We start from the raw sequence: 26,532 nt of genomic DNA, 5'->3' as shown, positions 1-26,532 counted from the left end.
CACACATGAGCATGGATGAGAAACGAGGTCGGATGATGCGTACGCGTCCGCTGAAGGTGGCGCTGCTGGGCTGTGGTGTGGTCGGCTCAGAGGTGGCGCGCATCATGACGACGCACGCCGACGACCTCGCCGCGCGCATCGGCGCGCCGGTGGAGCTCGCCGGCGTCGCCGTCCGCCGGCTCTCCAAGGTGCGCGAGGGCATCGACCCCGCGCTGATCACCACCGATGCGACCGCCCTGGTCAAACGGGGCGACATCGACGTCGTCATCGAGGTCATCGGCGGCATCGAGCCGGCCCGCACGCTCATCACCACCGCCTTCGAGCACGGCGCGAGCGTCGTCTCCGCCAACAAGGCGCTGCTCGCCGAGGACGGCGCCGCCCTGCACGCCGCCGCCGAGCAGTACGGCCGGGACCTCTATTACGAGGCCGCCGTCGCCGGTGCCATCCCGCTCGTACGGCCGCTGCGCGAGTCCCTCGCCGGCGACAAGGTCAACCGGGTGCTGGGCATCGTCAACGGCACGACCAACTTCATCCTCGACAAGATGGACACCAGCGGCGCCGGTTACTCCGAGGCGCTCGACGAGGCCACGGCCCTCGGGTACGCCGAGGCCGACCCGACCGCCGACGTCGAGGGCTTCGACGCCGCCGCCAAGGCCGCGATCCTCGCCGGCATCGCCTTCCACACCCGGGTGAAGATCGGCGAGGTGCACCGCGAGGGCATCACCGAGGTCACTGCCGCCGACATCGCCTCGGCCCGCCGCATGGGCTGCACCGTCAAGCTCCTCGCCATCTGCGAGCGCGCCGCCGACGGCCAGTCCGTCACCGCACGCGTGCACCCGGCGATGATCCCGCTCAGCCACCCGCTGGCCTCCGTCCGCGAGGCGTACAACGCGGTCTTCGTCGAGGCGGAGGCCGCCGGGCAGTTGATGTTCTACGGCCCCGGCGCGGGTGGTTCGCCGACCGCCTCCGCGGTCCTCGGCGACCTGGTCGCGGTCTGCCGCAACAAGCTCGGTGAGGCCACCGGCCCCGGCGAGTCCGCGTACACGCGGCTGCCGGTCAGCCCGATGGGCGAGGTCGTCACGCGGTACCACATCAGTCTCGACGTGGCCGACAAGCCTGGCGTACTCGCCCAGGTGGCAACGGTCTTCGCCGAACAGGGCGTATCCATCGATACGGTCCGCCAGCAAGGCCGCCAGGACGGAGGCGGCGAGGCTTCTCTCGTCGTCGTCACCCACCGCGCGCCCGACGCCGCCCTCTCGGCGACCGTCGAGGCGCTGCGCAAGCTCGACACCGTGCGCGGTGTCGCCAGCATCATGCGTGTTGAAGGGGAGTAAGGACCCATGACCAGCAAGGGCACCCATCAGTGGCGCGGCATCATCGAGGAGTACCGGGACCGTCTTCCGGTCACGAGCACGACGCCGGTCGTCACGCTTCGTGAGGGCGGTACGCCGCTCGTCCCCGCTCAGGTCCTCTCCGAGCGCACGGGCTGCGAGGTGCACCTCAAGGTGGAGGGCGCCAACCCCACCGGGTCCTTCAAGGACCGCGGCATGACGATGGCGATCACCCGGGCCAAGGAGGAGGGTGCGCAGGCCGTCATCTGCGCCTCCACCGGCAACACCTCCGCCTCTGCCGCCGCGTACGCGGTGCGGGCCGGCATGGTCTGCGCCGTCCTCGTGCCGCAGGGCAAGATCGCACTCGGCAAGATGGGCCAGGCGCTCGTCCACGGTGCCAGGATCCTGCAGGTCGACGGCAACTTCGACGACTGCCTGACGCTCGCCCGCTCGCTCTCGGACAACTACCCGGTGGCGCTGGTCAATTCGGTCAATCCGGTCCGTATCGAAGGCCAGAAGACCGCGGCGTTCGAGATCGTCGACGCGCTCGGCGACGCCCCCGACATCCATGTCCTCCCGGTCGGCAACGCGGGCAACATCACCGCGTACTGGAAGGGCTACACGGAGTACGCGGCGGACGCCATGTCCACGCACACGCCGCGCATGTGGGGCTTCCAGGCCTCCGGTTCCGCGCCCATCGTCCGCGGTGAGATCGTCAAGGACCCGTCGACCATCGCCACCGCGATCCGGATCGGCAACCCGGCCTCCTGGCAGTACGCGCTGGCCGCGCGTGACGAGTCGGGCGGCTTCATCGACGAGGTCACGGACCGTCAGATCCTCGCCGCCTACCGTCTGTTGGCCTCCCGGGAGGGTGTCTTCGTCGAGCCCGCCTCGGCCGCGTCGGTGGCCGGTCTGCTCAAGGCCGCCGAAGAGGGCAAGGTCGACCGCGGCCAGAAGATCGTCTGCACGGTCACCGGCAACGGCCTCAAGGACCCCGACTGGGCCGTCGCGGGCGCCCCGCAGCCGGTCACCGTACCGGTCGACGCGGTCGCCGCCGCGGAGAAGCTGGGCCTCGCGTAAAAAACCGACATCGGCAGCTCAACCGCCCTTTTCCGGGGCGGAGAGCGCATGGGAGGCGTGCGACACGCATCGTGCGCCTCCCGTGCGCCCTATGTCGACACAGAACCTTCCTTCGATAAGCTGTAGTCAACCCGCCCCGCCGCACATGCCGCGGTGGTGTGGCCGTGGCCATCGGGTTCTCCACCGGCTCACGACATATCCACCGCCACACCCCCTGCGCCACTCCAGCACGGGCACCACCTTCTCCGCAGAAATCCCCGCAGCAACAGCCCCCACTGCCTCACAAGGAGAGTCGTCGAAGCGATGGCCGGTCCCGCCTTCCGAGCCGCCGCCGTCCGGGTGCGCGTCCCCGCTACCAGCGCCAACCTGGGCCCGGGCTTCGACGCCCTCGGCCTGTCGCTGGGGCTCTACGACGACGTCGTCGTCCGCGTCGCCGACTCCGGGCTGCACATCGACATCGCCGGCGAGGGCGCCGACACGCTGCCCCGCGACGAGAGTCACCTCCTCGTACGCTCCCTGCGCTCGGCCTTCGACCTGCTCGGCGGACAGCCGCGCGGTCTCGAGATCGTCTGCGCCAACCGCATCCCGCACGGGCGCGGCCTCGGCTCCTCCTCCGCCGCCATCTGCGCCGGCATCGTCGCGGCCCGCGCCGTCACGACCGGCGGCGACGCCCGGCTCGACGATGCCGCGCTGCTGGAGCTCGCCACCGAGATCGAGGGCCACCCCGACAACGTCGCGGCGTGCCTGCTCGGCGGCTTCACGCTGGCCTGGATGGACGGCGCGTCCGCACGCGCGATCAGGATGGATCCCTCCGATTCCATCGTTCCGGTGGTTTTCGTCCCGGGCAAACCGGTGCTGACCGAGACCGCCCGCGGACTGCTGCCGCGCACCGTCCCGCATGTCGACGCCGCATTCAACGCCGGACGCGCCGGGCTCCTCGTCGAGGCCATGACCCGGCGCCCGGAGCTGCTGCTCGCCGCCACCGAGGACCGGCTGCACCAGGAATACCGGGCCCCCGCGATGCCCGAGAGCGTGGAACTCGTGAACCGACTGCGCGCCGACGGCGTCCCTGCAGTCATCTCCGGTGCCGGGCCGACGGTGCTCGCGCTGGCCGAGGACGGTGCGGCCGACAAGGTCGCACGGCTGGCGGGCGAGGGCTGGGCGGCCAATCGGCTCACTCTCGACGCCCCGGGCGCGAGCGTCCTGCCGCTCGCCCCGTAGCGAGAAGTGATTGCCGGTGAGTGAGAGGGGGAATGTTTGTTGGAGCCGGTAGTGTTAACCTCAAGTCTGCAACCGACGTCTAATTGGCGCGTTGCTTCGTGTCCCTTTCAGGGGCCACCATTTCTTCCGAGAGCCTCCCCAACTGCCTGAGCAGCCTGCCTGAGCAGTTTCGAGCACGCTCCGGAACCGGCACGACACCCCTCGCTCGTCCAGGAGTGGGCCGAGCAGGGGGATGCTCGCGTCGGACCCTTGCACATTCATTTCTCCGCCGTACCCGGCGGACCACCGCCCCGGCACGGTCCGCAAGATCAAAAGACCGCAGTCGGACAGCACAACCGGTCGCCGAGCCAGAAGGCCGACGTCCGCTCCAGGGAAGGACCCTTCGTGAGCGACACCACCGATCTGATGGGCGTGACTGCCGACAAGAGTGTCGACAGCGCTGCGCCCGCCGAAGGTGCTGCCACTGGCACCACCGCACGGCGCCGCCGCTCCGGCACCGGCCTCGATGGCATGGTCCTGGCCGAGCTGCAGCAGGTCGCGTCCGGCCTCGGCATCAAGGGCACTGCGCGGATGCGCAAGGGCCAGCTGATCGAGGTCATCAAGGAGGCGCAGGCCGGCAGCGGCGCGCCCAAGGCCGCCGCAGCGCCCGCCGCCGCGGACGCCGAGACCAAGCCGAAGCGCCGCACCACCTCCAAGGCGCGCACCGGGGACGAGTCCGCCGCCGCGCCCGCCGAGAAGGCCACGGCCCAGCAGCAGATCGACATCCCCGGCCAGCCGGCCAGCGACGACCAGCCCACGGGTGAGCGCCGCCGGCGCCGTGCGACCGCACAGGCGGGCAGCCCGGACGTCAAGCCGGAGACCAGGGCCGAGGCCAAGGTGGAGACGCAGGCCGAGCCGAAGGGCGACGACCGCGCCGAAGCGAAGGCCGAAGCCGCCGTGGACACCGCCGAGGGCCGTCGGGGCGACCGCGGCCAGCGCGGCGACCGCGGTGAGCGCGGCGACCGCCGTGACCGTCAGCGCGACCGCCGCGGCAAGGGCGACGAGCAGGGCGGCGGCCAGAGCCAGCAGGGCGGCCAGCGCCAGCAGCGCCAGGGCCAGGGTCAGAGCCAGCAGGGTGGCGGCGGCCCGCAGGACGACGGTTACGACGACGAGGCAGGCGGCCGTCGCGGTCGCCGCGGCCGCTACCGCGACCGCCGTGGCCGCCGTGGCCGCGACGACTTCGCGAGCGACGCACCGCCGGTCTCCGACGACGACGTCCTGATCCCCGTCGCGGGCATCCTGGACATCCTCGACAACTACGCGTTCATCCGGACCTCCGGCTACCTGCCGGGCCCGAACGACGTGTACGTCTCGCTCGCCCAGGTCCGCAAGAACGGCCTGCGCAAGGGTGACCACGTCACCGGTGCGGTCCGTCAGCCCAAGGACGGCGAGCGCCGCGAGAAGTTCAACGCGCTGGTGCGCCTCGACTCGGTCAACGGCATGGCGCCCGAAAGCGGCCGCGGCCGCCCGGAGTTCCAGAAGCTGACCCCGCTCTACCCGCAGGACCGGCTCCGCCTGGAGACCGACTCCAACGTCCTGACGACGCGGATCATCGACCTGGTCGCGCCGATCGGCAAGGGCCAGCGAGGCCTGATCGTGGCCCCGCCGAAGACCGGCAAGACCATGATCCTGCAGGCGATCGCCAACGCGATCACCGTCAACAGCCCCGAGTGCCATCTGATGGTCGTTCTGGTCGACGAGCGTCCGGAAGAGGTCACCGACATGCAGCGGTCGGTGAAGGGCGAGGTCATCTCCTCGACCTTCGACCGTCCCGCCGAGGACCACACCACCGTCGCCGAGCTGGCCATCGAGCGCGCCAAGCGTCTCGTCGAGCTGGGTCACGACGTGGTCGTCCTGCTGGACTCGATCACCCGCCTCGGCCGCGCGTACAACCTCGCGGCCCCGGCATCGGGCCGCATCCTGTCCGGCGGTGTCGACTCGACCGCGCTGTACCCGCCGAAGCGCTTTTTCGGTGCCGCGCGCAACATCGAGGACGGCGGTTCGCTGACCATCCTGGCCACCGCGCTCGTCGAGACCGGCTCGCGCATGGACGAGGTGATCTTCGAGGAGTTCAAGGGCACCGGCAACATGGAGCTCAAGCTCGACCGGAAGCTCTCGGACAAGCGCATCTTCCCGGCGGTGGACGTCGACGCGTCCAGCACCCGTAAGGAAGAAATCCTGCTCGGCAGCGACGAGTTGGCCATCGTCTGGAAGCTGCGCCGGGTGCTGCACGCGCTCGACCAGCAGCAGGCGATCGAGCTGCTCCTGGACCGGATGAAGAAGACCCAGTCCAACGCGGAGTTCCTGCTCCAGATCCAGAAGACGACGCCCGCCCCGGGCAACGGCAACGACTGACGTCGTACCGCTCGGACAGTCGTCACAGGGCCGGCCCCGTCACCTCGGTGACGGGGCCGGCCCTTTTCCGGTCCGTCTCCGCCCGGCCCGAGACCTTTGCCACACGGCGACCGCGGTGCCGTCCGCCCCAGCGATGCCTGTATCGGGCAAGAAACCGCAGGTGAGCGGGGGGTCACCAGTGGTTCCCGGTCGCCATGTGCGGCGTTCGCCTTCATCTCGTCACGACATGTCGCTGTGCAACCCTTCTTCGAGTCACCACGTCGTACAAAGTGGCGACAAAGCGATGAAACCAGTGCCCGCACCACTGCAGGGGGTAGCCGGGAGCAGGCGAGGAGCGAGGAGACGGATGACCGGGCGGAGTGAGAACAGCAGCGGCCGAATACGGGGCACCGGCAAGCGCCGGAAGCAGCCGTCCCGCCGTCGCAGGGCGACGGTCGTGGCCGCCTGGACCCTGGCGGGTGCGGTCGTCGTGGGCGGTGCGGGGCTGGGTTACGCGTATGTCAAGCTCAGCGGCAATCTCAAGGCCGTCGACATCAACGCGGCGCTCGGCAAGAACCGCCCCGCCGACGTCGACAACGGCTCCCAGGACATCCTCGTCCTCGGCTCCGACTCGCGCTCCGGCGCGAACTCGGAGTACGGCGCGGACGAAGGCACCGCCCGCTCGGACACCGCGATGGTCGTCCACCTCAACAAGGGCCACCGCACGGCGAGTGTCGTCTCCATCCCGCGCGACACCCTCGTGACCCGCCCGGACTGCACGAGCGACACCAGTGGTGAGACCGTCGCGGGCGAGCGGCGCGCGATGTTCAACACCGCGTACGAGGTCGGCGGACCGGCCTGCGCGGTCAAGACCGTCGAGTCGATGTCCGGTATCCGCATGGACCACTACGTCGAGGTCGACTTCACCGGCTTCAAGCAGCTCATCGACGAGCTGGGCGGTGTCGAGATCACCACCACCGAGGCGATCGACGACTCCCACAGCCATCTGCATCTGCAGCCCGGCACCCACACGCTCGACGGCGAGCAGTCGCTCGGCCTGGTCCGTACCCGCAAGAGCGTCGGCGACGGCAGCGACCTCGGCCGCATCCAGCTCCAGCAGGCCTTCATCAAGGCGCTGATGGAACAGGCCAGGAGCGTCGGGGTGTTCTCGAACCCGAAGACGCTGTTCGATCTCGCGGACACGGCGACGAAGGCCCTCACCACCGACTCCGACCTGGGCTCGGTCAAGAAGCTGACGGGCTTCGCCAACGGCCTCAAGGGCCTGGGATCGAGGAACGTCAGCATGGTCACGCTGCCCGTGCAGTACGACCCGGCCGACCCGAACCGCGTCGTGCCGCTGGAGGAGTCCGCGAAGCAGGTGTGGACCGCGCTCGAGCAGGACAAGCCGATCCCCGCCTCCGCCACCGCGAAGTCGGCGGGCGACAAGGGCGACGCCGGCAAGGTCGTGCGCTGAGGGCTGTCCCGTCATCCCCGGCGGGCGCACGACGACAGCTGCGGCACCTCGCTGCGTTGTCGGAAATCCCGCATACGCCCGCATGAGGACGCGCCTGCACCTTGCGATGCGCCGCATCCGACGCCGCGCGGCGATCCACCAGGGCCGATCCACCAGGGATGATGGAAGAGCCCTCACGGCCTCACCGCATGGTGGGCCGGCCGGGACGGAACGTTTCCGGACGTCCGGGAATAGTTGCGGCACGACCCCGGTTTTGGGAGATACGGCCAGTCCTGGCAGACTGGTACGTCGGCCCCGGTTCACGGATGCGCAAATCCGCGCGTACGACCCGGCGCCCTCCCGAACCTAGGAGACACCCTTGAAGCGCGACATCCACCCCGAGTACGTCGAGACGCAGGTCAGCTGCACCTGTGGCGCGTCGTTCACCACCCGGTCCACCATCGACGGCGGCACCATCCGCGCCGACGTGTGCTCCGAGTGCCACCCGTTCTACACGGGCAAGCAGAAGATCCTCGACACCGGTGGCCGCGTGGCCCGCTTCGAGGCCCGCTTCGGCAAGGCTGCAGGCTCCGCCAGCAAGTAGCGAGCCCTTGCGCCGGTTCTTGGCGTCCTCTTCCCGGGGGCGCCAGGACCGGCGTTTTTTTCCGGCCGGGAGTGCGGGGCCTTCCCCGTACCCCGGCCCGGACAGCCCCACGTCGTCCAGCAGGCACGTCGAGTCACTTCCCCGAGCTCTCACGGAGCAGGGGACACCCCACCCCAGGAGCCACCGATGTTCGAGGCGGTCGAGGAACTGATCGGTGAACAAGCCGATCTTGAGAAGAAGCTCGCGGATCCCGCGGTCCACGCCGACCAGGCCAACGCGCGCAAGCTCAACAAGCGCTACGCCGAGCTGACCCCGATCGTCGGTACGTACCGCTCCTGGAAGCAGACCGGGGACGACATCGGGACCGCACGCGAGCTCGCGGCGGACGACCCCGACTTCGCCGCAGAGGTCAAGGAGCTGGAGAAGCAGCGCGAGGAGCTCACCGAGAAGCTCCGCCTCCTGCTGGTCCCGCGCGACCCCAGCGACGACAAGGACGTGCTTCTGGAGATCAAGGCAGGTGCGGGCGGCGACGAGTCCGCCCTGTTCGCCGGTGACCTGCTGCGGATGTATCTGCGGTATGCCGAGCGCGTCGGCTGGAAGACCGAGATCATCGACTCCACCGAGTCCGAGCTCGGCGGTTACAAGGACGTCCAGGTCGCCGTGAAGACCAAGGGCGGCAACGGCGCCACCGAACCCGGCCAGGGCGTGTGGGCCCGGATGAAGTACGAGGGCGGCGTGCACCGCGTGCAGCGGGTGCCGTCCACCGAGTCCCAGGGCCGTATCCACACCTCCGCCGCCGGTGTCCTCGTCACGCCCGAGGCGGAGGAGGTCGACGTCGAGATCCACGCCAATGATCTCCGTATCGACGTCTACCGCTCCTCGGGCCCCGGCGGCCAGTCCGTCAACACCACGGACTCCGCCGTCCGCATCACGCACCTGCCGACCGGTGTCGTCGCCTCCTGCCAGAACGAGAAGAGCCAGCTCCAGAACAAGGAGCAGGCCATGCGTATCCTGCGGTCGCGACTGCTGGCCGCGGCCCAGGAGGCGGCCGAGCAGGAAGCCTCGGACGTCCGCCGTAGCCAGGTGCGCACCGTCGACCGTTCCGAGAAGATCCGTACGTACAACTTCCCGGAAAACCGCATCTCGGACCACCGCGTCGGCTTCAAGGCGTACAACTTGGACCAGGTGCTCGACGGGGACCTGGACTCGGTCATCCAGGCCTGTGTCGACGCCGACTCCGCCGCCAAGCTCGCTGCCGCATGAGCCCCACCCCGCCCCGCCCGTGAACCCGTACGGAGAACCGCGATGAACCTGCTGCTCGCCGAGGTGGCCCAGGCCACCCAGCGGCTGGCCGACGCCGGTGTGCCCTCACCGCGATTCGACGCCGAGGAACTCGCCGCGTTCGTGCACGGCGTCAAGCGGGGCGAGCTGCACCGGGTGCCCGACGCGGACTTCGACGCCCGGTACTGGGAGGCCGTCGCCCGCCGAGAGGCCCGCGAACCGCTCCAGCACATCACCGGCCGCGCCTTCTTCCGCTATCTGGAGCTCCAGGTCGGTCCCGGCGTCTTCGTCCCCCGCCCGGAGACCGAGTCGGTCGTCGGCTGGGCGATAGACGCCGTCCGTGCGATGGACGTGGTCGAGCCGCTGATCGTCGACCTCTGCGCGGGATCGGGTGCCATCGCCCTCGCCATGGCCCAGGAGGTGCCGCGCTCGCGCGTGCACGCCGTGGAGCTGTCCGAGGAGGCCCTCACCTGGACGCGGAAGAACGCCGAGGGGTCCAGGGTCACCGTGCACCGGGGAGACGCTCTGACGGCCCTTCCCGAGCTCGACGGCCAGGTCGACCTGGTCATCTCCAACCCGCCGTACATCCCGCTCACCGAGTGGGAGTACGTGGCACCCGAGGCCCGTGACCACGACCCGCAGATGGCGCTCTTCTCCGGCGAGGACGGCCTCGACACCATCCGCGGGATCGAGCGCACCGCGCACCGCCTGCTGCGCCCCGGCGGTCTCGTCGTCGTCGAGCACGCCGACACCCAGGGCGGTCAGGTGCCGTGGATCTTCACCGAGGAGCGGGGCTGGGCCGACGCGGCCGACCACCCCGACCTGAACGGGCGCCCCCGGTTCGCCACGGCCCGCAAGGCCATGCCGTGACCGGCGCCCCGCACCACCCGTACCCGCCCTACACGTACATGCTTGAGGAGGCCGGCTGATGGCACGGCGATACGACTGCAACGACGCGACCGACCGTACGACGGGTCTGCGTGAAGCCGCGTCCGCCGTCCGCCGCGGCGAACTGGTCGTGCTGCCCACCGACACCGTGTACGGGATCGGTGCAGACGCCTTCGGTACCGAGGCCGTCGCCGACCTGCTCGACGCCAAGGGCCGCGGCCGCAACATGCCGACCCCCGTCCTGATCGGCTCCCCGAACACCCTGCACGGCCTCGTCACGGACTTCTCCGAGCAGGCCTGGGAGCTCGTCGACGCCTTCTGGCCGGGGGCCCTCACGCTCGTCGCCAAGCACCAGCCCTCGCTGCAGTGGGACCTCGGCGACACCCGCGGCACCGTCGCCATCCGGATGCCGCTGCACCCGGTCGCCATCGAGCTGCTCACCGAGGTCGGCCCGATGGCCGTCTCCAGTGCCAACCTCACCGGACACCCGTCCCCCGAGGACTGCGACGCCGCCCAGGAGATGCTCGGCGACTCCGTCTCCGTGTACCTCGACGGCGGCCCGACGCCCGGCATCGTGCCGTCGTCCATCGTCGACGTCACCGGCAAGGTGCCCGTACTGCTGCGCGCCGGTGCGCTCTCCGTCGAGGAACTCCGCAAGGTGGTACCCGACCTCGAGGTGGCCAATTGACCGCCCCTGAGGGGCGTGGCATAGCGGGGCAGGCCGACACTTTCCGCATCCTCCACGTCAGCACCGGCAACGTCTGCCGCTCGCCGATCACCGAGCGGCTGACCCGCCATGCCCTCGTGGACCGCCTCGGCGACCCGCTCAGTGGCGGCCTGATCGTGGAGAGTGCCGGCACCTGGGGGCACGAAGGCGCCCCGATGGAGGCCAACGCCGAGATCGTCCTCGCGGACTTCGGCGCCGACGCCTCCGGCTTCGTCGGCCGCGAACTGCTCGACGAGCACGTGATCCGCGCCGACCTGGTCCTCACCGCGACCCGCGACCATCGCGCCCAGGTGATCTCGATGGGTCACTCGGCCGGCCTCAGGACCTTCACACTCAAGGAATTCACCCGGCTGGTCCGCGCCATAGACCCCGCGACGCTGCCCGACCCGCGCGACGAGGGGGTCGTCGAGCGTGCCCGCGCGCTGGTCCGCGCCGCGGCCGCGCTGCGCGGCTGGCTGCTGGCACCCACGGCCGAGGCCGACGAGGTGTACGACCCGTACGGCGCCCCGATCACGTTCTTCCGCTCCATCGGCGACGAGATCAACCAGGCCCTCGACCCGGTGGTCACCGCACTGACGGGTGTACCGGCGCCGCACTGACGCATCGGGGCAGCGGGCGGCCGCGCGGGTACCGGCCTACATTGGATGCGACGCCACGCACTCCCCTCCCCAGGCCCGGAGCCGTCCGATGTCGGTCACCACCCCCGCCGCACCCTCCTCCGCCCCCGTCACCGCCCTGCCGCAGGACTTCGGCGCCCTGGTCCGGCAGGACCCGGAGATCGCCGATGTGCTGCTGGGGGAGCTGCACCGGCAGTCGAGCACACTGCAGCTGATCGCCGCCGAGAACTTCACCTCGCCCGCGGTCCTCGCAGCCCTCGGTTCGCCGCTCGCCAACAAGTACGCCGAGGGCTATCCCGGCGCCCGCCACCACGGCGGCTGCGAGCTGGCCGACGCCGCCGAACTCATCGCCGTCCAGCGGGCCACCGCCCTCTTCGGCGCCGAGCATGCCAACGTCCAGTCGCACTCCGGCTCGTCGGCCGTCCTCGCGGCGTACGCGGCGCTGTTGCGGCCCGGCGACACGGTCCTCGCGATGGGGCTCCCGTACGGCGGACATCTCACCCACGGCTCGCCCGCCAACTTCTCCGGACGCTGGTTCGAGTTCGTCGGCTACGGGGTCGACTCCGACAGCGGCCTGATCGACTACGAGCAGGTGCGCACCCTGGCCCGGGCCCACCGTCCCAAGGCGATCGTCAGCGGTTCGATCTCGTACCCCCGCCACCCCGACTACGAGGCGTTCCGCGAGATCGCCGACGAGGTCGGCGCGTATCTGATCGCCGACGCCGCGCATCCGATGGGGCTGATCGCCGGGGGAGCGGCGCCCAGTCCCGTCCCCTACGCCGACGTGGTGTGCGCCACCACGCACAAGGTGCTGCGCGGGCCGCGCGGCGGAATGATCCTGTGCGGCGCGGAGCTGGCCGAGCGGATCGACCGGGCGGTCTTTCCGTTCACCCAGGGCGGCGCGCAGATGCACACGGTCGCGGCCAAGGCGGTGGCATTCGGAGAGGCGGCCACACCGGCCTTCGCGTCGTACGCCCATCGGGTGGTGACGCACGCGCGGGTGCTGGCGGCCGGTCTGGAGGCCGAGGGCTTCGACGTGACCACCGGCGGCACGGACACCCATCTCATCGTCGCGGACCCGGCGCCGCTCGGCGTCGACGGCCGTACCGCCCGCGAGCGGCTCGCGGCGGCCGGCGTGGTGCTGGACACCTGCGCCCTGCCGTACGGCGACGCCCGGGGCATCAGGCTCGGCACCGCCGCCGTCACCACCCAGGGCATGGACGAGGCCGACATGGCGCGGATCGCGGTGCTCTTCGGCGCGGCCGTACGTGAGGAAGGCGACGTCCGCGCCGAGATCAAGGAACTGGCAGGGAAATATCCGCCCTATCCGGGGTAGACGCGGCCTGTGCAACCCTCACCGGTACCTGTGTGTCCTCAACCATGAGGCCGACGTGGTTAAGGTGTGGGCTGAGATGGCCGGCGAAATCTGTGGGGCAGCCCGTGCGTGATTACTTGCTGACACTGTGTGTCACAGCCGCGGTGACCTATCTGCTGACCGGTCCGGTGCGGAAGTTCGCCATCGCGGTCGGAGCGATGCCCGCGATCCGGGCGCGTGACGTCCACCGCGAACCGACACCGAGGCTCGGTGGCATCGCGATGTTCGGCGGGCTGTGCGCGGGACTGATCGTCGCCGACCACCTGTACAACCTCGATGGCGTCTTCCAGCTCTCCAACGAACCCCGGGCGCTGCTCTCCGGCGCCGCCCTGATCTGGCTGATCGGCGTCCTCGACGACAAGTTCGAGATCGACGCGCTGATCAAGCTCGGCGGGCAGATGATCGCCGCGGCGGTCATGGTCATCCAGGGTCTGACGATCCTGTGGCTGCCCATTCCCGGCATCGGTACGGTCGCCCTCACCCAGTGGCAGGGCACGCTGCTCACCGTCGCGCTCGTCGTCATCACGATCAACGCGGTCAACTTCGTCGACGGTCTGGACGGCCTGGCAGCCGGCATGGTGTGCATCGCCGCCGCCGCGTCCTTCCTCTACACGTACCGGCTCTGGTACGGGCACATGATCGAGGCGGCCGCCCCCGCGACGCTGTTCACCGCGATCCTGATGGGCATGTGTCTCGGCTTCCTGCCGCACAACATGCACCCCGCCCGTATCTTCATGGGCGACTCCGGATCGATGCTGATCGGTCTGGTGCTGGCAGCCGGTGCGATTTCCGTCACGGGGCAGGTCGACCCCGACGCGATGAAGCTCTTCGCGGGCAGTGAGCGCGAGGCCACCCACGCGATGCTGCCGGTGTTCATCCCGCTGCTGCTGCCGCTGACCATCATCGCGATCCCGGCCGCCGACCTGGTGCTGGCGATCGTGCGGCGTACGTGGAACGGCCAGTCGCCGTTCGCTGCGGACCGCGGCCATCTGCACCACCGGCTGCTGGAGATCGGCCATTCGCACAGCCGGGCCGTGCTGATCATGTACTTCTGGTCGGCCCTGATCGCCTTCGGGACGGTCGGCTACTCCGTGCACTCGGCGTCGCTGTGGATCGTGCTGGTGATCGTCGGGCTCAGTGCGGTGGGTCTGATCCTGCTGTTGATGCCCCGCTTCACCCCGCGCGCGCCGCGCTGGGCGGAACGCTTCGTTCCGCCCAGGTACCGCCGCCGGAACCGTCGCGGAGGGGAGCCCGCGGCGGCCCTCTCGGCGGCGCACGAGGCCCAACAGGAGTCCCGGGAAGCCCCGATGGACCAGGACGTCGACGATCCCCACGGCCGGGCTCCGGTCGTCGTCGGAGTCTCGGGCGTCAACGGAGCGACCGCGATCGGCCCCCATTCGCGTTTCCCGAACAGGCACAAGGCTGATTCGACCCGCTGACAATTCGGGCACCAACGGCCATACCAGACAGCGTGCCGCGTTGCCTTGCTCACACGCGCGGGTTCACACTCATGTGTGACGGCGACCACACTTTCTTGGTAAAGACCTCATCAAATAGTTTGTGATACCGTTCACTAAGCCCGGTGACGGAGCCGAAGGACCCAAGTGAGACGGTCCATCGGCCCGAGGAATCGCCCCGGACCGGGCCTACGCTCGTCCATGACGACACACTGCCCACCCCCTGCAAGCGGAGCTGCCGCCATGCCGTCCAACGACGTCCGGACTCTCCTTCACGCCGCCGTACCCACCGCTGTCGCCGGCGCTGTTGCCGCCGCCATCAGCGGTGGCGTCGCCGGCGGCAAGGGTGCCCTGGGCGCGGTCGTTGCGACGATCGTGGTGATCCTCTTCATGGGGATCGGCCTCGTGGTCCTGCAACGGACCGCGAAGTCCCTGCCCCACTTGTTCCAGGCGATGGGGCTGATGCTGTATACGGCTCAGCTCCTGCTGCTGTTCATCTTTGTCGCCGCATTCAAGAACACGACGCTGTTCAACCCGAAGGCCTTCGCGATCACTCTGGTCGCGACGACACTCGTGTGGATCGGCGCACAGGCGCGTGCGCACATGAAGGCCAAGATCCTTTACGTCGAACCCGAGTCCGAGCAGGGTGACAAGCCCAAGAACACGGGCTCGAAGACGTGAAAGGTAGGGGCGGAATAAGTGCACGTTCGGGACCCTGCTATCGTCCGGTTCCAACTGCGGCACTGCGGGCGCGGGCATGTGAGCTGACGCCTGCTCGATCGCGAGGCTCAATGCCTGACTGCCGCTCACACATCCGTAACACCAGTCCAGTGCCGAACCGCGGCTGCGCGCCGCGCCGACACAACGAGGATGCCGTACCTATGCGCCACGCTGAAGGAGCCCGCGGTGAGTGCTGACCCGACACAGGTGCTCGCCTTCGAGACCGATTGCCACATCTTCGACGGTTGTGGTTTCCCGGCACCCGGCTTGCACTCGTTCCTGTTCGAGCCCCTGTGGGGTGAAGCGGGCAGCAACTTGTACTTCAACAAGCCGATGCTGCTGGCTCTGCTCGGCTCGATCATCATCGTCGGTTTCTTCTGGGCCGCCTTCCGTAAGCCGAAGGTCGTCCCGGGCAAGCTGCAGATGGTCGCCGAGGCCGGCTACGACTTCATCCGCCGCGGCATCGTCTACGAGACGATCGGCAAGCGCGAGGGCGAGAAGTACGTCCCGCTCGTGGTCTCGCTGTTCTTCTTCGTCTGGATGATGAACCTCTGGTCGATCATCCCGGTCGCCCAGTTCCCCGTGACGGCGATCATTGCCTACCCGGCCGTGCTGGCGGTGATCGTCTACGTCCTGTGGGTGAGCCTGACCTTCAAGCGCCACGGTTTCGTCGGTGCCTTCAAGAACTTCACCGGGTACGACAAGTCGCTCGGCCCGGTGCTGCCGCTGGCCATGACCATCGAGTTCTTCTCGAACCTGCTGGTCCGGCCGTTCACCCACGCGGTGCGACTCTTCGCGAACATGTTTGCAGGCCACACCCTGCTGCTGCTGTTCACGATCGCCAGCTGGTACCTGCTCAACGGCATCGGTATTGCCTATGCCGGCGTGTCCTTCGTGATGACCATCGTGATGACCGCCTTCGAGCTCTTCATCCAGGCGCTTCAGGCGTACGTCTTCGTACTGCTGACCTGCACCTACATCCAGGGCGCGCTCGCCAAGCACCACTGAGCATCTCGCGCTCCGACCCTTATTCGTCCGGTGGCCAACCCCCACCGGTCCGTGAAAGAGAAGGAAGAACTGGCATGTCCCAGACCCTTGCTGCCGTCAGCGGCTCCCTCGGCTCCATCGGTTACGGCCTCGCCGCCATCGGCCCCGGCGTCGGCGTCGGCATCATCTTCGGTAACGGCACCCAGGCTCTCGCCCGTCAGCCCGAGGCTGCGGGTCTCATCCGCGCCAACCAGATCCTCGGCTTCGCCTTCTGTGAGGCGCTCGCCCTCATCGGTCTGGTCATGCCGTTCGTCTACGGCAAGTGATCTTCGGATCCACGACCAGCCACTCAGACGAAAGGCACTGATGTGAGCCAGCTGCTTACGGTCGCGGCCGAGGAGATGGAGAATCCCCTCGTCCCGCCGATTCCCGAGCTCGTCATCGGCCTCATCGCCTTCCTCATCGTCTTCGGCTTCCTCGCCAAGAAGCTCCTCCCGAACATCAACAAGGTTCTGGACGAGCGCCGCGAGGCCATCGAAGGCGGTATCGAAAAGGCCGATGCGGCCCAGACCGAGGCCCAGAGCGTTCTTGAGCAGTACAAGGCTCAGCTCGCCGAGGCCCGCCACGAGGCCGCGCGCCTGCGCCAGGAGGCTCAGGAGCAGGGCGCCGTGATCCTGCAGGAGATGCGGGCGGAAGGCCAGCGGCAGCGCGAGGAGATCATCGCTGCCGGTCACGCCCAGATCGAGGCCGACCGCAAGGCCGCGGCTTCCGCGCTGCGTCAGGACGTGGGCAAGCTCGCCACCGACCTGGCCGGCAAGCTCGTCGGCGAGTCCCTCGAGGACCACGCCCGGCAGAGCGGCACCATCGACCGTTTCCTCGACGAGCTCGAGGCGAAGGCCGAGGCCGTCCGATGAACGGCGCGAGCCGCGAGGCGCTGGCTGCCGCACGTGAGCGTCTCGACGCGCTGACCGACAGCACGTCGGTCGACGTGGAGAAGCTCGCCGAGGAGCTGGCCGCCGTCACGGCGCTGCTCCAGCGCGAGGTCTCACTGCGCCGGGTCCTGACCGACCCGTCGCAGGCCGGAGAGGCCAAGGCGGAGCTGGCCGGACGGCTGCTGCGCGGTCAGGTGGGCGGCGAGACCGTCGACCTGGTCTCCGGCATGGTCCGCTCCCGCTGGTCGCAGTCGCGCGACCTGGTCGACGCGGTCGAGGAACTGGCGAACATCGCAGACCTCACCGCTGCCCAGCGCAGCGGAGACCTCGACGACGTCGAGGACGAGCTGTTCCGGTTCGGCCGGATCGTCGCGTCCGACAACGAGCTGCGCGCCGCGCTGACCAGCCGGTCCGCGTCCACCGCCGCCAAGGGCCAGCTGCTGCGCAGCCTGCTCGGCGGCAAGGCGCGGCCCGCCACCGAGCGCGTGGTCGTGCGGCTTGTGACCCAGCCCCGGGGACGTAGCCTGGAAGCGGGACTCGAGTCCCTCTCCAAGCTTGCCGCGGAGCGCCGGGACCGCATGGTCGCCGTGGTCACGTCGGCAGTGCCGCTGAGCGATCAGCAGAAGCAGCGCCTCGGTGCCGCACTGGCGAAGATCTACGGTCGGCCGATGCACCTGAATCTCGATGTGGACCCGACGGTCCTCGGCGGGATCGCGGTGCGCGTCGGTGACGAGCAGATCAACGGCACCATCGCGGAGCGCCTCGACGAGGCGACCCGTCGCATGGCCGGCTGACAAGCGCAGCAACAGAACAAGCAAGACCAGCGGCCCGGTTGGGCCGTGCAGAAATTGCAGAAGATTCCTGGGGGTCGGCCCCCAGACCCCCTTAAGAAACTTCGGGCCCAACAAGGAGAGCAGGGAACCCAGATGGCGGAGCTCACGATCCGGCCGGAGGAGATCCGGGACGCGCTGGAGAACTTTGTCCAGTCGTACAAGCCGGACGCGGCCTCGCGCGAGGAGGTCGGTACGGTCAGCGTTGCCGGCGACGGCATCGCGAAGGTCGAGGGTCTTCCCTCGGCCATGGCGAACGAGCTGCTGAAGTTCGAGGACGGAACCCTCGGTCTCGCCCTCAACCTCGAGGAGCGCGAGATCGGTGCGATCGTGCTCGGCGAGTTCAGCGGAATCGAGGAGGGCCAGCCGGTGCAGCGCACCGGTGAGGTGCTCTCCGTCGGCGTCGGCGAGGGCTACCTCGGCCGCGTCGTCGACCCGCTCGGCAACCCGATCGACGGTCTCGGCGAGATCGCGACCGACAGCCGCCGCGCCCTCGAGCTGCAGGCCCCTGGCGTCATGGTCCGTAAGTCGGTGCACGAGCCGATGCAGACCGGCTACAAGGCCGTCGACGCCATGGTGCCGATCGGCCGCGGCCAGCGTCAGCTGATCATTGGTGACCGTCAGACGGGTAAGACCGCTCTGGCCGTCGACACGATCATCAACCAGCGCGACAACTGGCGCTCGGGCGACGTGAACAAGCAGGTGCGCTGCATCTACGTCGCCATCGGTCAGAAGGGTTCCACCATCGCCTCCGTGCGCGGTGCCCTCGAAGAGGCCGGCGCGCTCGAGTACACGACCATCGTCGCCGCCCCGGCGTCCGACCCGGCCGGCTTCAAGTACCTGGCGCCGTACACCGGTTCGGCCATCGGTCAGCACTGGATGTACCAGGGCAAGCACGTCCTGATCATCTTCGACGACCTCTCGAAGCAGGCCGACGCCTACCGCGCCGTGTCGCTTCTGCTGCGCCGTCCGCCGGGCCGTGAGGCCTACCCGGGCGACGTCTTCTACCTCCACTCGCGTCTGCTGGAGCGCTGCGCGAAGCTCTCCGACGACATGGGTGCCGGTTCGATGACGGGCCTCCCGATCGTCGAGACCAAGGCGAACGACGTGTCGGCGTTCATCCCGACCAACGTCATCTCCATCACCGACGGTCAGTGCTTCCTGGAGTCCGACCTGTTCAACGCCGGCCAGCGTCCGGCTCTGAACGTCGGTATCTCGGTCTCCCGTGTCGGTGGCTCCGCCCAGCACAAGGCCATGAAGCAGGTTTCGGGCCGACTCCGCGTCGACCTCGCCCAGTACCGCGAGCTGGAGGCGTTCGCCGCCTTCGGTTCCGACCTGGACGCCGCGTCGAAGGCCTCGCTGGAGCGCGGTAAGCGCATGGTCGAGCTGCTGAAGCAGGGCCAGTACCAGCCGATGCCCGTCGAGGAGCAGGTCGTCTCCGTCTGGGCCGGTACCACCGGCAAGATGGACGACGTCCCGGTCGAGGACATCCGCCGCTTCGAGAGCGAGCTGCTGGAGTACCTGCGCCGTGAGCGCAAGGAGCTCCTGACCAGCATCGTCGAGGGCGGCAAGATGTCCGACGACACGCTGCAGTCGATTGCCGACGCCATTGCGGCCTTCAAGCAGCAGTTCGAGACCTCGGACGGCAAGCTCCTGGGCGAGGGCTGATCGATGGGCGCTCAGCTTCGCGTTTACAAGCGCCGCATTCGCTCCGTCACCGCCACGAAGAAGATCACCAAGGCGATGGAGATGATCGCCGCTTCGCGCATCGTCAAGGCGCAGCGCCAGGTGGCGGCGTCGATGCCGTACGCGACCGAGCTCACCCGTGCGGTGACCGCGGTGGCGACCGGCTCCACCACCAAGCACCCGCTGACCACCGAGGCCGACGCTCCGGCGCGGGCCGCGATCCTGCTCATCACGAGCGACCGCGGTCTGGCCGGCGGTTACTCCGCCAACGCCATCAAGGCGGCGGAGCGACTGACCGAGCGTCTGCGCGGTGAGGGCAAGGAGGTCGTCACGTATGTGATCGGCCGCAAGGGTGTCGCCTACTACGGCTTCCGTGAGCGCAAGATCGCGGACTCGTGGACCGGCTTCACCGACAGCCCGACGTACGCGGATGCGAAGCGGGCTGCGGCCCCGCTGATCGAAGCGGTCACCCAGGAGACCGCCGAGGGCGGCGTGGACGAGCTGCACATCGTCTTCACGGAGTTCGTGTCGATGATGACGCAGAACCCGGTGGACGACCGGATGCTGCCGCTCAGCCTCGACACGACGAAGGACGGAGAGGGCAAGGGCGAGATCCTGCCGCTCTTCGACTTCGAGCCGTCGGCGGAGGACGTCCTCGACGCCCTGCTTCCGCGGTACGTCGAGAGCCGGATCTACAACGCACTGCTGCAGGCCGCTGCTTCCGAGCACGCTGCCCGCCGCCGTGCGATGAAGTCGGCCACCGACAACGCCGGAGATCTCATCAAGAGCCTCTCCCGGCTTGCCAACGCGGCCCGCCAGGCCGAAATCACCCAGGAAATCAGCGAGATCGTCGGTGGTGCCAGTGCGCTGGCCGACGCGACCGCGGGGAGTGACAAGTAATGACGACCACAGTTGAGACGGCCGTTGCCACGGGCCGCGTCGCCCGGGTCATCGGCCCGGTCGTCGACGTGGAGTTCCCCGTCGACGCGATGCCGGAGATCTACAACGCGCTGACCGTCCAGGTGGCCGACCCGGCCGAGGACGGCAAGCTCAAGAAGCTGACGCTCGAGGTCGCCCAGCACCTCGGCGACGGCCTGGTCCGCGCGATCTCGATGCAGCCCACCGACGGCCTGGTCCGCCAGGCCCCGGTGACCGACACGGGCGCCGGTATCACGGTGCCGGTCGGCGAGATCACCAAGGGCAAGGTGTTCAACACCCTCGGTGAGATCCTGAACAAGCCCGAGGCCGAGGCCGAGGTCACCGAGCGCTGGCCGATCCACCGCAAGGCGCCCAGCTTCGACCAGCTCGAGTCCAAGACCGAGATGTTCGAGACCGGCGTCAAGGTCATCGACCTTCTCACCCCGTACGTCAAGGGTGGAAAGATCGGCCTGTTCGGTGGTGCCGGTGTCGGCAAGACCGTTCTGATCCAGGAAATGATCTACCGCGTCGCCAACAATCACGACGGTGTGTCGGTGTTCGCGGGCGTCGGTGAGCGTACCCGTGAGGGCAACGACCTCATCGAGGAGATGCAGGACTCGGGCGTCATCGACAAGACCGCCCTTGTCTTCGGTCAGATGGACGAGCCCCCGGGCACCCGTCTGCGGGTCGCGCTTGCCGGTCTGACCATGGCGGAGTACTTCCGCGATGTGCAGAAGCAGGACGTGCTCTTCTTCATCGACAACATCTTCCGGTACACCCAGGCCGGCTCCGAGGTCTCCACGCTGCTCGGCCGCATGCCGTCCGCAGTGGGTTACCAGCCGAACCTGGCCGACGAGATGGGTCTGCTGCAGGAGCGCATCACGTCGACCCGCGGTCACTCGATCACCTCGATGCAGGCGATCTACGTCCCCGCGGACGACCTGACCGACCCGGCACCGGCGACCACCTTCGCCCACCTGGACGCGACGACCGTACTGTCGCGTCCGATCTCGGAGAAGGGCATCTACCCGGCGGTCGACCCGCTGGACTCGACGTCCCGCATCCTGGACCCGCGCTACATCGCGGCGGACCACTACGAGGTCGCCATGCGCGTCAAGGGGATCCTCCAGAAGTACAAGGACCTCCAGGACATCATCGCGATCCTCGGTATCGACGAGTTGGGCGAGGAGGACAAGCTCGTTGTCCACCGTGCCCGTCGTGTCGAGCGCTTCCTGTCGCAGAACACCCACGTCGCAAAGCAGTTCACCGGCGTGGACGGTTCGGACGTTCCGCTCGACGAGTCGATCGCCGCGTTCAACTCCATCTGCGACGGTGAGTACGACCACTTCCCGGAGCAGGCGTTCTTCATGTGCGGTGGCATCGAGGACCTCAAGGCCAACGCCAAGGAGCTCGGCGTCTCCTGAGCCCATGGCTCACCGAGGGGGGCGGGTGCGTCCCGTCCCCCTCACCACGCCCCGTAGAATTGACCCAACACCCGGCATGAACGGCCGGGTGGTGACCCGAGGAGCCACCCTTGGCTGCTGAGCTGCACGTCGAGCTGGTCGCCGCGGACCGCAGTGTCTGGTCCGGCGAGGCCACCCTGGTCGTCGCGCGCACCACGTCCGGCGACATCGGCGTCATGCCCGGTCACCAGCCGCTTCTGGGTGTGCTGGAATCGGGCCCGGTGACGATCCGTACGAGCGACGGCGGGACCGTGGTCGCCGCTGTGCACGGCGGTTTCATCTCGTTCGCGGACGACAAGCTCTCGCTGCTCGCGGAGATCGCGGAGCTGGCGGACGAGATCGATGTCCAGCGCGCCGAGCGTGCGCTGGAGCGCGCGAAGTCGGACACGGACGCCGCTTCCGAGCGGCGCGCCGAAGTGCGACTCCGTGCGGTGGCGGTGCATTAAGCACCCCGCCGAGTGTCTTTACCCTCAGCCGCGGCCCGAGCTGGAACTCTCCAGACCGTGCCGCGGCTGAGGCGATGCAGGTGCAGTTGCAGGTGCGGTCCGGGCGGTATCCGTTACTCGACGATGCGAGGAGGTCGGTGGAGATGGTCCTCGCTTTGTGGGTGTGCGGCCTGGTCGTCGTACTGGTCGCGGTGGGTCTCTTCGTCTTCGGCCTGCGCCGACGGCTGATCCAGCGTTCCGGCGGCACGTTCGACTGCAGCGTGCGGTGGAACGTGTCGGACGAGCCCGATCTCTCCGGCAAGGGCTGGGTGTACGGCGTCGCCCGCTACAGCGGCGACCGTATCGACTGGTTCCGGGTCTTCTCGTACGCTCCCCGGCCCCGCCGGGTTCTCGAGCGTTCCGCCATCGAGGTGGTCGCCCGCCGGCTGCCCGAGGGCGAGGAGGAACTGGCGCTGCTCTCCGACGCCATCGTGCTCGGCTGTCTCCACCGGGGGACGCGCCTGGAGCTGGCGATGAGCGAGGACGCGCTGACCGGCTTTCTCGCCTGGCTCGAGGCGGCTCCGCCCGGCCAGAGAGTGAACGTGGCCTGAGGCCCGTTCCGTACGGGCCCGATCAGCGGCACCCGTAGGACATGACGAAAACCGGGGAGACAGGGGGCGGACCTGTCTCCCCGGCTGCTGTGCGGGGTCACGCGCTGATCGGGACGGGGACCGCGGTGACTACCTCAGACCGCTGTCGATCGCGCTGACGAGTTCACCGTTGCTGGTGTCCCCGCTGAACTCCCAGAAGAACGCGCCCTTGAGGCCCTGGTTCTTCACGTAGGTCATCTTTCCGGCGATGGTGGCCGGGGTGTCGTAGCTCCACCAGTTGCTGCCGCACTTGGCGTACGCGGTGCCGGCGATGGTCCCGGTGGACGGGCAGCTGGTCTTGAGGATCTTGTAGTCCTCGATGCCCTGTTCGTACTTGCCGGGGGCGGGGCCGGTCGCCGTGCCGCCCGGGGCGTCCTGGGTGACGCCGGTCCAGCCGCGCCCGTAGAAGCCGATGCCGATGTTCAGCTTGCTGCCCGCGATGCCCTTGCCCTTGAGCTTGGTGATCGCGGCGTCGGTGTTGAAGCCTTCTTGCGGGATGCCGCTGTACGAGGTGAGCGGGGAGTGCGGGGCGGTCGGGCCGTCCGCGTCGAAGGCGCCGAAGAAGTCGTACGACATCACGTTGTACCAGTCGACGTACTGCGCCGCGCCTGCGTAGTCGGCCGCGTCGATCTTGCCGCCCGACGAGCCGTCGGCGGTGATGGCCGCGGTGACCAGGTTGGAGCTGCCGAACCTCGTCCGCAGCGCGGAGACCACGTTCTTGAAGGCCGCGGCGCCGCTGCTGTCACATGACAGACCACAGGCGTTGGGGTACTCCCAGTCGATGTCGATGCCGTCGAAGACATCGGCCCAGCGCGGGTCCTCGACCAGGTTGTAGCAGGAGTTGGCGAAGGCGGTCGGGTTCTGCGCCGCCTGGCCGAAGCCGCCGGACCAGGTCCAGCCGCCGAAGGACCAGATGACCTTGAGGCCCGGGTGCTTGGCCTTGAGCTCGCGCAGCTGGTTGATGCTGCCGGCCACTGGCTGGTCCCAGGTGTCGGCGACGCCGCTCACGCTGGAGGCCGCGTCATAGGTCTTCTGGTAGTCGGCGTAGGCGTCTCCGATCGCGCACTGGCCGTTGGTGACGTTGCCGAAGGCGTAGTTGATGTGTGTGATCTTGGCGGCGCTGCCGCTGGTCTCCAGGTTCTTGACGTGGTAATTGCGGTCGTAGACGCCCCAGTTGGTGAAGTATCCGAGCTTGACCTTGCTGCCGGGGTCGGGGTTTGTGCCGCCGCCCGTGGTGTGTACGGACACCGAGCCGCTGGCCGGTCCCGTCTGGTCGGCGGTGTCACGCGCCTGGACCGTGTACGAGTAGTCGCTGCCGGCGGTCAGCCCGCTGTCGGTGTAGGTCAGGCCGGTGACCGTGGCGACCTTGGTGCCGTTGCGCAGCACGTCGTAGTTCTTGACGCCGTTGTCGTCGGTGGCCGCCGTCCAGGTGAGCTTCACGCCGGTGTCGGTGATGTTGCTCGCGGTCGGAGTGCCGGGCGCGGAGGGCGCGTTGTCGCCGGGAACGCTGCCGCCGTCACAGGAGGCGCCGTTCAGCTTGCAGCCGGTGGGGGCGCCGGGGCCGGCGCCGTTGAAGCCGAAGCTGACGCTGGCGCCGGGGGCGACCGTACCGTTCCAGCCGACGTTCCTGGCGGTCCAGTGGGTGCCGGAGCTGGTGACGGTGGCGTCCCAGGCGGACGTGACCGATGTGCCGGACGGGAAGTCCCACTCGATGGTCCAGGAACTGAGGGAGGTGGTACCGGTGTTCTTCACCGTCCACTGGCCCTCGAAGCCGGTGCCCCAGTCGGACTTCTTGACGTACGTGGCGGTGGCCGACGTGGCGGCCTGGGCCGGTGAGGCCAGTCCGACCATTGCGGCGAGGGGGAGCAGCAGCGCGGTGAGGCCTGCCATCGCTCGGGTGCGGGTGGTGGTGGCCACGCCGAATCTGAATCTGGATCGGCGTTGGGGGGTTTCGGTGGTCAACGGTGCTCCTCGGGTGAGGTCCGGACAAACGGGGGGTGGTCCGTGGACTGCAAACCCTGCGCCGCCCTGAGCCCGCTTTGTCATGGCGAGCTCACCGCAGTGTGTTCGGTGAGGTTAGGAAGGTCTGGACCAATCGTCAAGAGGTCTGGACCAAAGATCGGAAGTAAACCTCGAATGCCCAACTCCTGTGCGAACACTGCCGCTTGGGCCCGGTCGCGCAGCCCGGACCTTCCCTGTGACCGTCTGACGTGCTTGGTCCGCACAGTGAAGGGGTACTCACCCGGATCGCACGCGGTGGAAGAGGGAACGCGGGCCGGCCCTTCGGCCGCACCTGCCGTGTCGCCGACACCCTTTCCGGCGCGGGTGTCTGAGCAGCCATCAGCACCGGAACCGGGCTGAGTTCGTGGGCGGGCCGCACCGTCCCCGTGTCCCTGTCGGGCGGTTCGGCCCGTGCCCGCCGGATCGCCGAGGTACGACACGGGCCGTCCACGGGCGGCGGGACGCGGCGCGGCGGGTGGCCGCCGTGGCGATCGCGCCGGTGGTGCTCCAGGCGGCGGCCCGGTGTGGGGCGGCGGCGGAGAGCCCGCTTCGCCGGCGGCTCGGCGACGGAGGATGACGCGGGTGATCGGCGCAGACGTGATCACCGGCGGGAGCCGCACGCTCGTTCCGGAACGGGGACCTCGCCGGACGGGCCGAGCGCCGTCAGCCGCGGCCGGACCGGCGGCGCCCCCGGCCGCCGGGCCGGCGCGACCTCACCGCTCGCCGCCCGGCACCCACAGCACGTCGCCGACCTCCTTGTTCGCCGTCCTCGCGAGGATGAACAGCAGATCGGAGAGGCGGTTGAGATACGTAGCCGTCAGCGCGTTCATCGCGTCGCCGTGCACCTCCAGCGCCGCCCAGGTGGACCGCTCGGCCCGCCGGACCACCGTGCATGCCTGGTGCAGCAGCGCGGCCCCCGGCGTACCGCCCGGCAGGATGAAGCTCCGCAGCTTCTCCAGCTGCTCCAGGAAGTGGTCGCAGTCCGCCTCCAGCCGGTCGACGTAGTGCTGTTCGACCCGCAGCGGCGGGTACTTCGGGTTCTCGACGACCGGGGTCGACAGATCCGCGCCCACGTCGAACAGGTCGTTCTGTACGCGCACGAGGACCTTCACGACCTCCTCCGGCAGCTGCCCGAGCGCGATCGCCGTACCGATGACGGCATTGGCCTCGTTGGTGTCGGCGTACGCCGAGATCCGCAGATCGGTCTTGGCGGTGCGGCTCATGTCGCCGAGGGCGGTGGTGCCCTGGTCGCCGGTACGGGTGTAGATACGCGTCAGATTGACCATGCGGCCGAGCCTATCGGGGGTGGTTCGGGCTCCCGCGGTCCGGAACGCGCGTGTGCCGGGACTCACGCAGTCCCGAGCGGCCGGGCGCTCAACTGCGCGTGGAGCGCCGTCGTATGACGCGTCCCGGTGTGATGTCCGTCATGTGAGACGTGACGCGTATCTCTTCGCGGCCACAGCGTGCCTCACGGGTACTAATGTCCGCCGGAGAGCATGTGAACAACTGTTAA

24 protein-coding genes are annotated in these 26,532 nt (G+C 69.0%); 22 read left to right on the top strand and 2 right to left on the bottom strand.

From position 1 onward, the window contains the following. Positions 1–32 precede the first annotated feature (32 nt). From OG878_RS13695 to OG878_RS13590, 22 genes are all read left to right on the top strand, one after another. Positions 33–1,334, top strand: coding sequence for a homoserine dehydrogenase (locus tag OG878_RS13695; protein WP_328887056.1), 1,302 nt, complete (start codon positions 33–35; stop codon positions 1,332–1,334). A 6-nt stretch (positions 1,335–1,340) separates the two neighbouring features. After that, positions 1,341–2,411, top strand: coding sequence for a threonine synthase (gene thrC / locus OG878_RS13690; RefSeq protein WP_328887055.1), 1,071 nt, complete (start codon positions 1,341–1,343; stop codon positions 2,409–2,411). A 303-nt stretch (positions 2,412–2,714) separates the two neighbouring features. Next, on the top strand, positions 2,715–3,632 hold the full coding sequence (gene thrB, locus OG878_RS13685; protein ID WP_328887054.1) for a homoserine kinase: 918 nt from the start codon (positions 2,715–2,717) through the stop codon (positions 3,630–3,632). A gap of 384 nt (positions 3,633–4,016) precedes the next feature. Then, positions 4,017–6,026, top strand: a complete 2,010-nt coding sequence (gene rho / locus OG878_RS13680; RefSeq protein ID WP_328887053.1) for a transcription termination factor Rho — start codon at positions 4,017–4,019, stop codon at positions 6,024–6,026. A 346-nt stretch (positions 6,027–6,372) separates the two neighbouring features. Further along, positions 6,373–7,479 carry an LCP family protein gene (locus tag OG878_RS13675; RefSeq protein ID WP_328887052.1) on the top strand — a complete coding sequence of 369 codons (1,107 nt, stop codon included), beginning with the start codon at positions 6,373–6,375 and terminating at the stop codon, positions 7,477–7,479. A 358-nt stretch (positions 7,480–7,837) separates the two neighbouring features. Continuing rightward, a complete protein-coding gene (rpmE, locus tag OG878_RS13670) occupies positions 7,838–8,062 on the top strand; it encodes a 50S ribosomal protein L31 (RefSeq protein ID WP_019764351.1) in 225 nt (74 codons plus the stop codon). Between the two features lie 186 nt (positions 8,063–8,248). Beyond that, positions 8,249–9,325, top strand: coding sequence for a peptide chain release factor 1 (prfA, locus tag OG878_RS13665; protein WP_328887051.1), 1,077 nt, complete (start codon positions 8,249–8,251; stop codon positions 9,323–9,325). 42 nt (positions 9,326–9,367) lie between these two features. Beyond that, positions 9,368–10,213 (top strand): peptide chain release factor N(5)-glutamine methyltransferase, encoded by an 846-nt coding sequence (gene prmC / locus OG878_RS13660; RefSeq protein ID WP_328887050.1) that lies wholly within the window; start codon positions 9,368–9,370, stop codon positions 10,211–10,213. 58 nt (positions 10,214–10,271) lie between these two features. Next, positions 10,272–10,919 (top strand): L-threonylcarbamoyladenylate synthase, encoded by a 648-nt coding sequence (locus tag OG878_RS13655; protein ID WP_328887049.1) that lies wholly within the window; start codon positions 10,272–10,274, stop codon positions 10,917–10,919. Further along, positions 10,916–11,557 carry an arsenate reductase/protein-tyrosine-phosphatase family protein gene (locus OG878_RS13650; protein WP_277328381.1) on the top strand — a complete coding sequence of 214 codons (642 nt, stop codon included), beginning with the start codon at positions 10,916–10,918 and terminating at the stop codon, positions 11,555–11,557. The genes OG878_RS13655 and OG878_RS13650 overlap by 4 nt, the downstream gene beginning before the upstream one ends. An 88-nt stretch (positions 11,558–11,645) precedes the next feature. Further along, on the top strand, positions 11,646–12,911 hold the full coding sequence (gene glyA, locus OG878_RS13645) for a serine hydroxymethyltransferase (protein ID WP_328887048.1): 1,266 nt from the start codon (positions 11,646–11,648) through the stop codon (positions 12,909–12,911). A 92-nt stretch (positions 12,912–13,003) separates the two neighbouring features. Continuing rightward, positions 13,004–14,389, top strand: a complete 1,386-nt coding sequence (locus OG878_RS13640; protein WP_328887047.1) for an MraY family glycosyltransferase — start codon at positions 13,004–13,006, stop codon at positions 14,387–14,389. A 261-nt stretch (positions 14,390–14,650) separates the two neighbouring features. Then, complete coding sequence (locus OG878_RS13635; RefSeq protein WP_277328384.1) at positions 14,651–15,088, top strand: hypothetical protein; 438 nt, start codon at positions 14,651–14,653, stop codon at positions 15,086–15,088. Between the two features lie 189 nt (positions 15,089–15,277). After that, the gene (atpB, locus tag OG878_RS13630; protein WP_277328385.1) at positions 15,278–16,135 is read left to right on the top strand and encodes a F0F1 ATP synthase subunit A; all 858 of its coding nucleotides are present in this window, start codon (positions 15,278–15,280) and stop codon (positions 16,133–16,135) included. Between the two features lie 74 nt (positions 16,136–16,209). Then, positions 16,210–16,440: an ATP synthase F0 subunit C gene (gene atpE, locus OG878_RS13625; RefSeq protein ID WP_024884520.1), complete on the top strand. Its 231-nt coding sequence runs from the start codon at positions 16,210–16,212 to the stop codon at positions 16,438–16,440. A 42-nt stretch (positions 16,441–16,482) separates the two neighbouring features. After that, a complete protein-coding gene (locus OG878_RS13620; protein ID WP_277328386.1) occupies positions 16,483–17,028 on the top strand; it encodes a F0F1 ATP synthase subunit B in 546 nt (181 codons plus the stop codon). Further along, the gene (locus OG878_RS13615) at positions 17,025–17,840 is read left to right on the top strand and encodes a F0F1 ATP synthase subunit delta (protein WP_328887046.1); all 816 of its coding nucleotides are present in this window, start codon (positions 17,025–17,027) and stop codon (positions 17,838–17,840) included. The genes OG878_RS13620 and OG878_RS13615 overlap by 4 nt, the downstream gene beginning before the upstream one ends. A 132-nt stretch (positions 17,841–17,972) precedes the next feature. Beyond that, positions 17,973–19,544 carry a F0F1 ATP synthase subunit alpha gene (gene atpA / locus OG878_RS13610; protein WP_328887045.1) on the top strand — a complete coding sequence of 524 codons (1,572 nt, stop codon included), beginning with the start codon at positions 17,973–17,975 and terminating at the stop codon, positions 19,542–19,544. Between the two features lie 3 nt (positions 19,545–19,547). After that, a complete protein-coding gene (locus OG878_RS13605) occupies positions 19,548–20,462 on the top strand; it encodes a F0F1 ATP synthase subunit gamma (protein ID WP_328887044.1) in 915 nt (304 codons plus the stop codon). Beyond that, positions 20,462–21,904 (top strand): F0F1 ATP synthase subunit beta, encoded by a 1,443-nt coding sequence (gene atpD, locus OG878_RS13600; protein WP_328887043.1) that lies wholly within the window; start codon positions 20,462–20,464, stop codon positions 21,902–21,904. Before OG878_RS13605 ends, atpD begins: the two co-directional genes overlap by 1 nt. 110 nt (positions 21,905–22,014) lie before the next feature. Further along, positions 22,015–22,389: a F0F1 ATP synthase subunit epsilon gene (locus OG878_RS13595; protein WP_277328391.1), complete on the top strand. Its 375-nt coding sequence runs from the start codon at positions 22,015–22,017 to the stop codon at positions 22,387–22,389. A 143-nt stretch (positions 22,390–22,532) separates the two neighbouring features. Continuing rightward, positions 22,533–22,979, top strand: coding sequence for a DUF2550 domain-containing protein (locus OG878_RS13590; RefSeq protein ID WP_328887042.1), 447 nt, complete (start codon positions 22,533–22,535; stop codon positions 22,977–22,979). Between the two features lie 129 nt (positions 22,980–23,108). Here the strand turns inward: OG878_RS13590 and OG878_RS13585 are convergent, their stop codons facing one another. Next, a complete protein-coding gene (locus tag OG878_RS13585) occupies positions 23,109–24,980 on the bottom strand; it encodes a glycoside hydrolase family 18 chitinase (protein WP_328887041.1) in 1,872 nt (623 codons plus the stop codon). Positions 24,981–25,732: 752 nt separating this feature from the next. Next, positions 25,733–26,305 carry a cob(I)yrinic acid a,c-diamide adenosyltransferase gene (locus tag OG878_RS13580; RefSeq protein WP_328887040.1) on the bottom strand — a complete coding sequence of 191 codons (573 nt, stop codon included), beginning with the start codon at positions 26,303–26,305 and terminating at the stop codon, positions 25,733–25,735. Between the last annotated feature and the right edge of the window lie 227 nt (positions 26,306–26,532).

It is taken from the genome of Streptomyces sp. NBC_00316 (assembly GCF_036158715.1).
Taxonomy (GTDB): Bacteria; Actinomycetota; Actinomycetes; order Streptomycetales; family Streptomycetaceae; genus Streptomyces.
The sequence above is the reverse complement of the archived record's forward strand: the minus strand, read 5'-3'. Positions and strand labels throughout refer to the sequence as shown.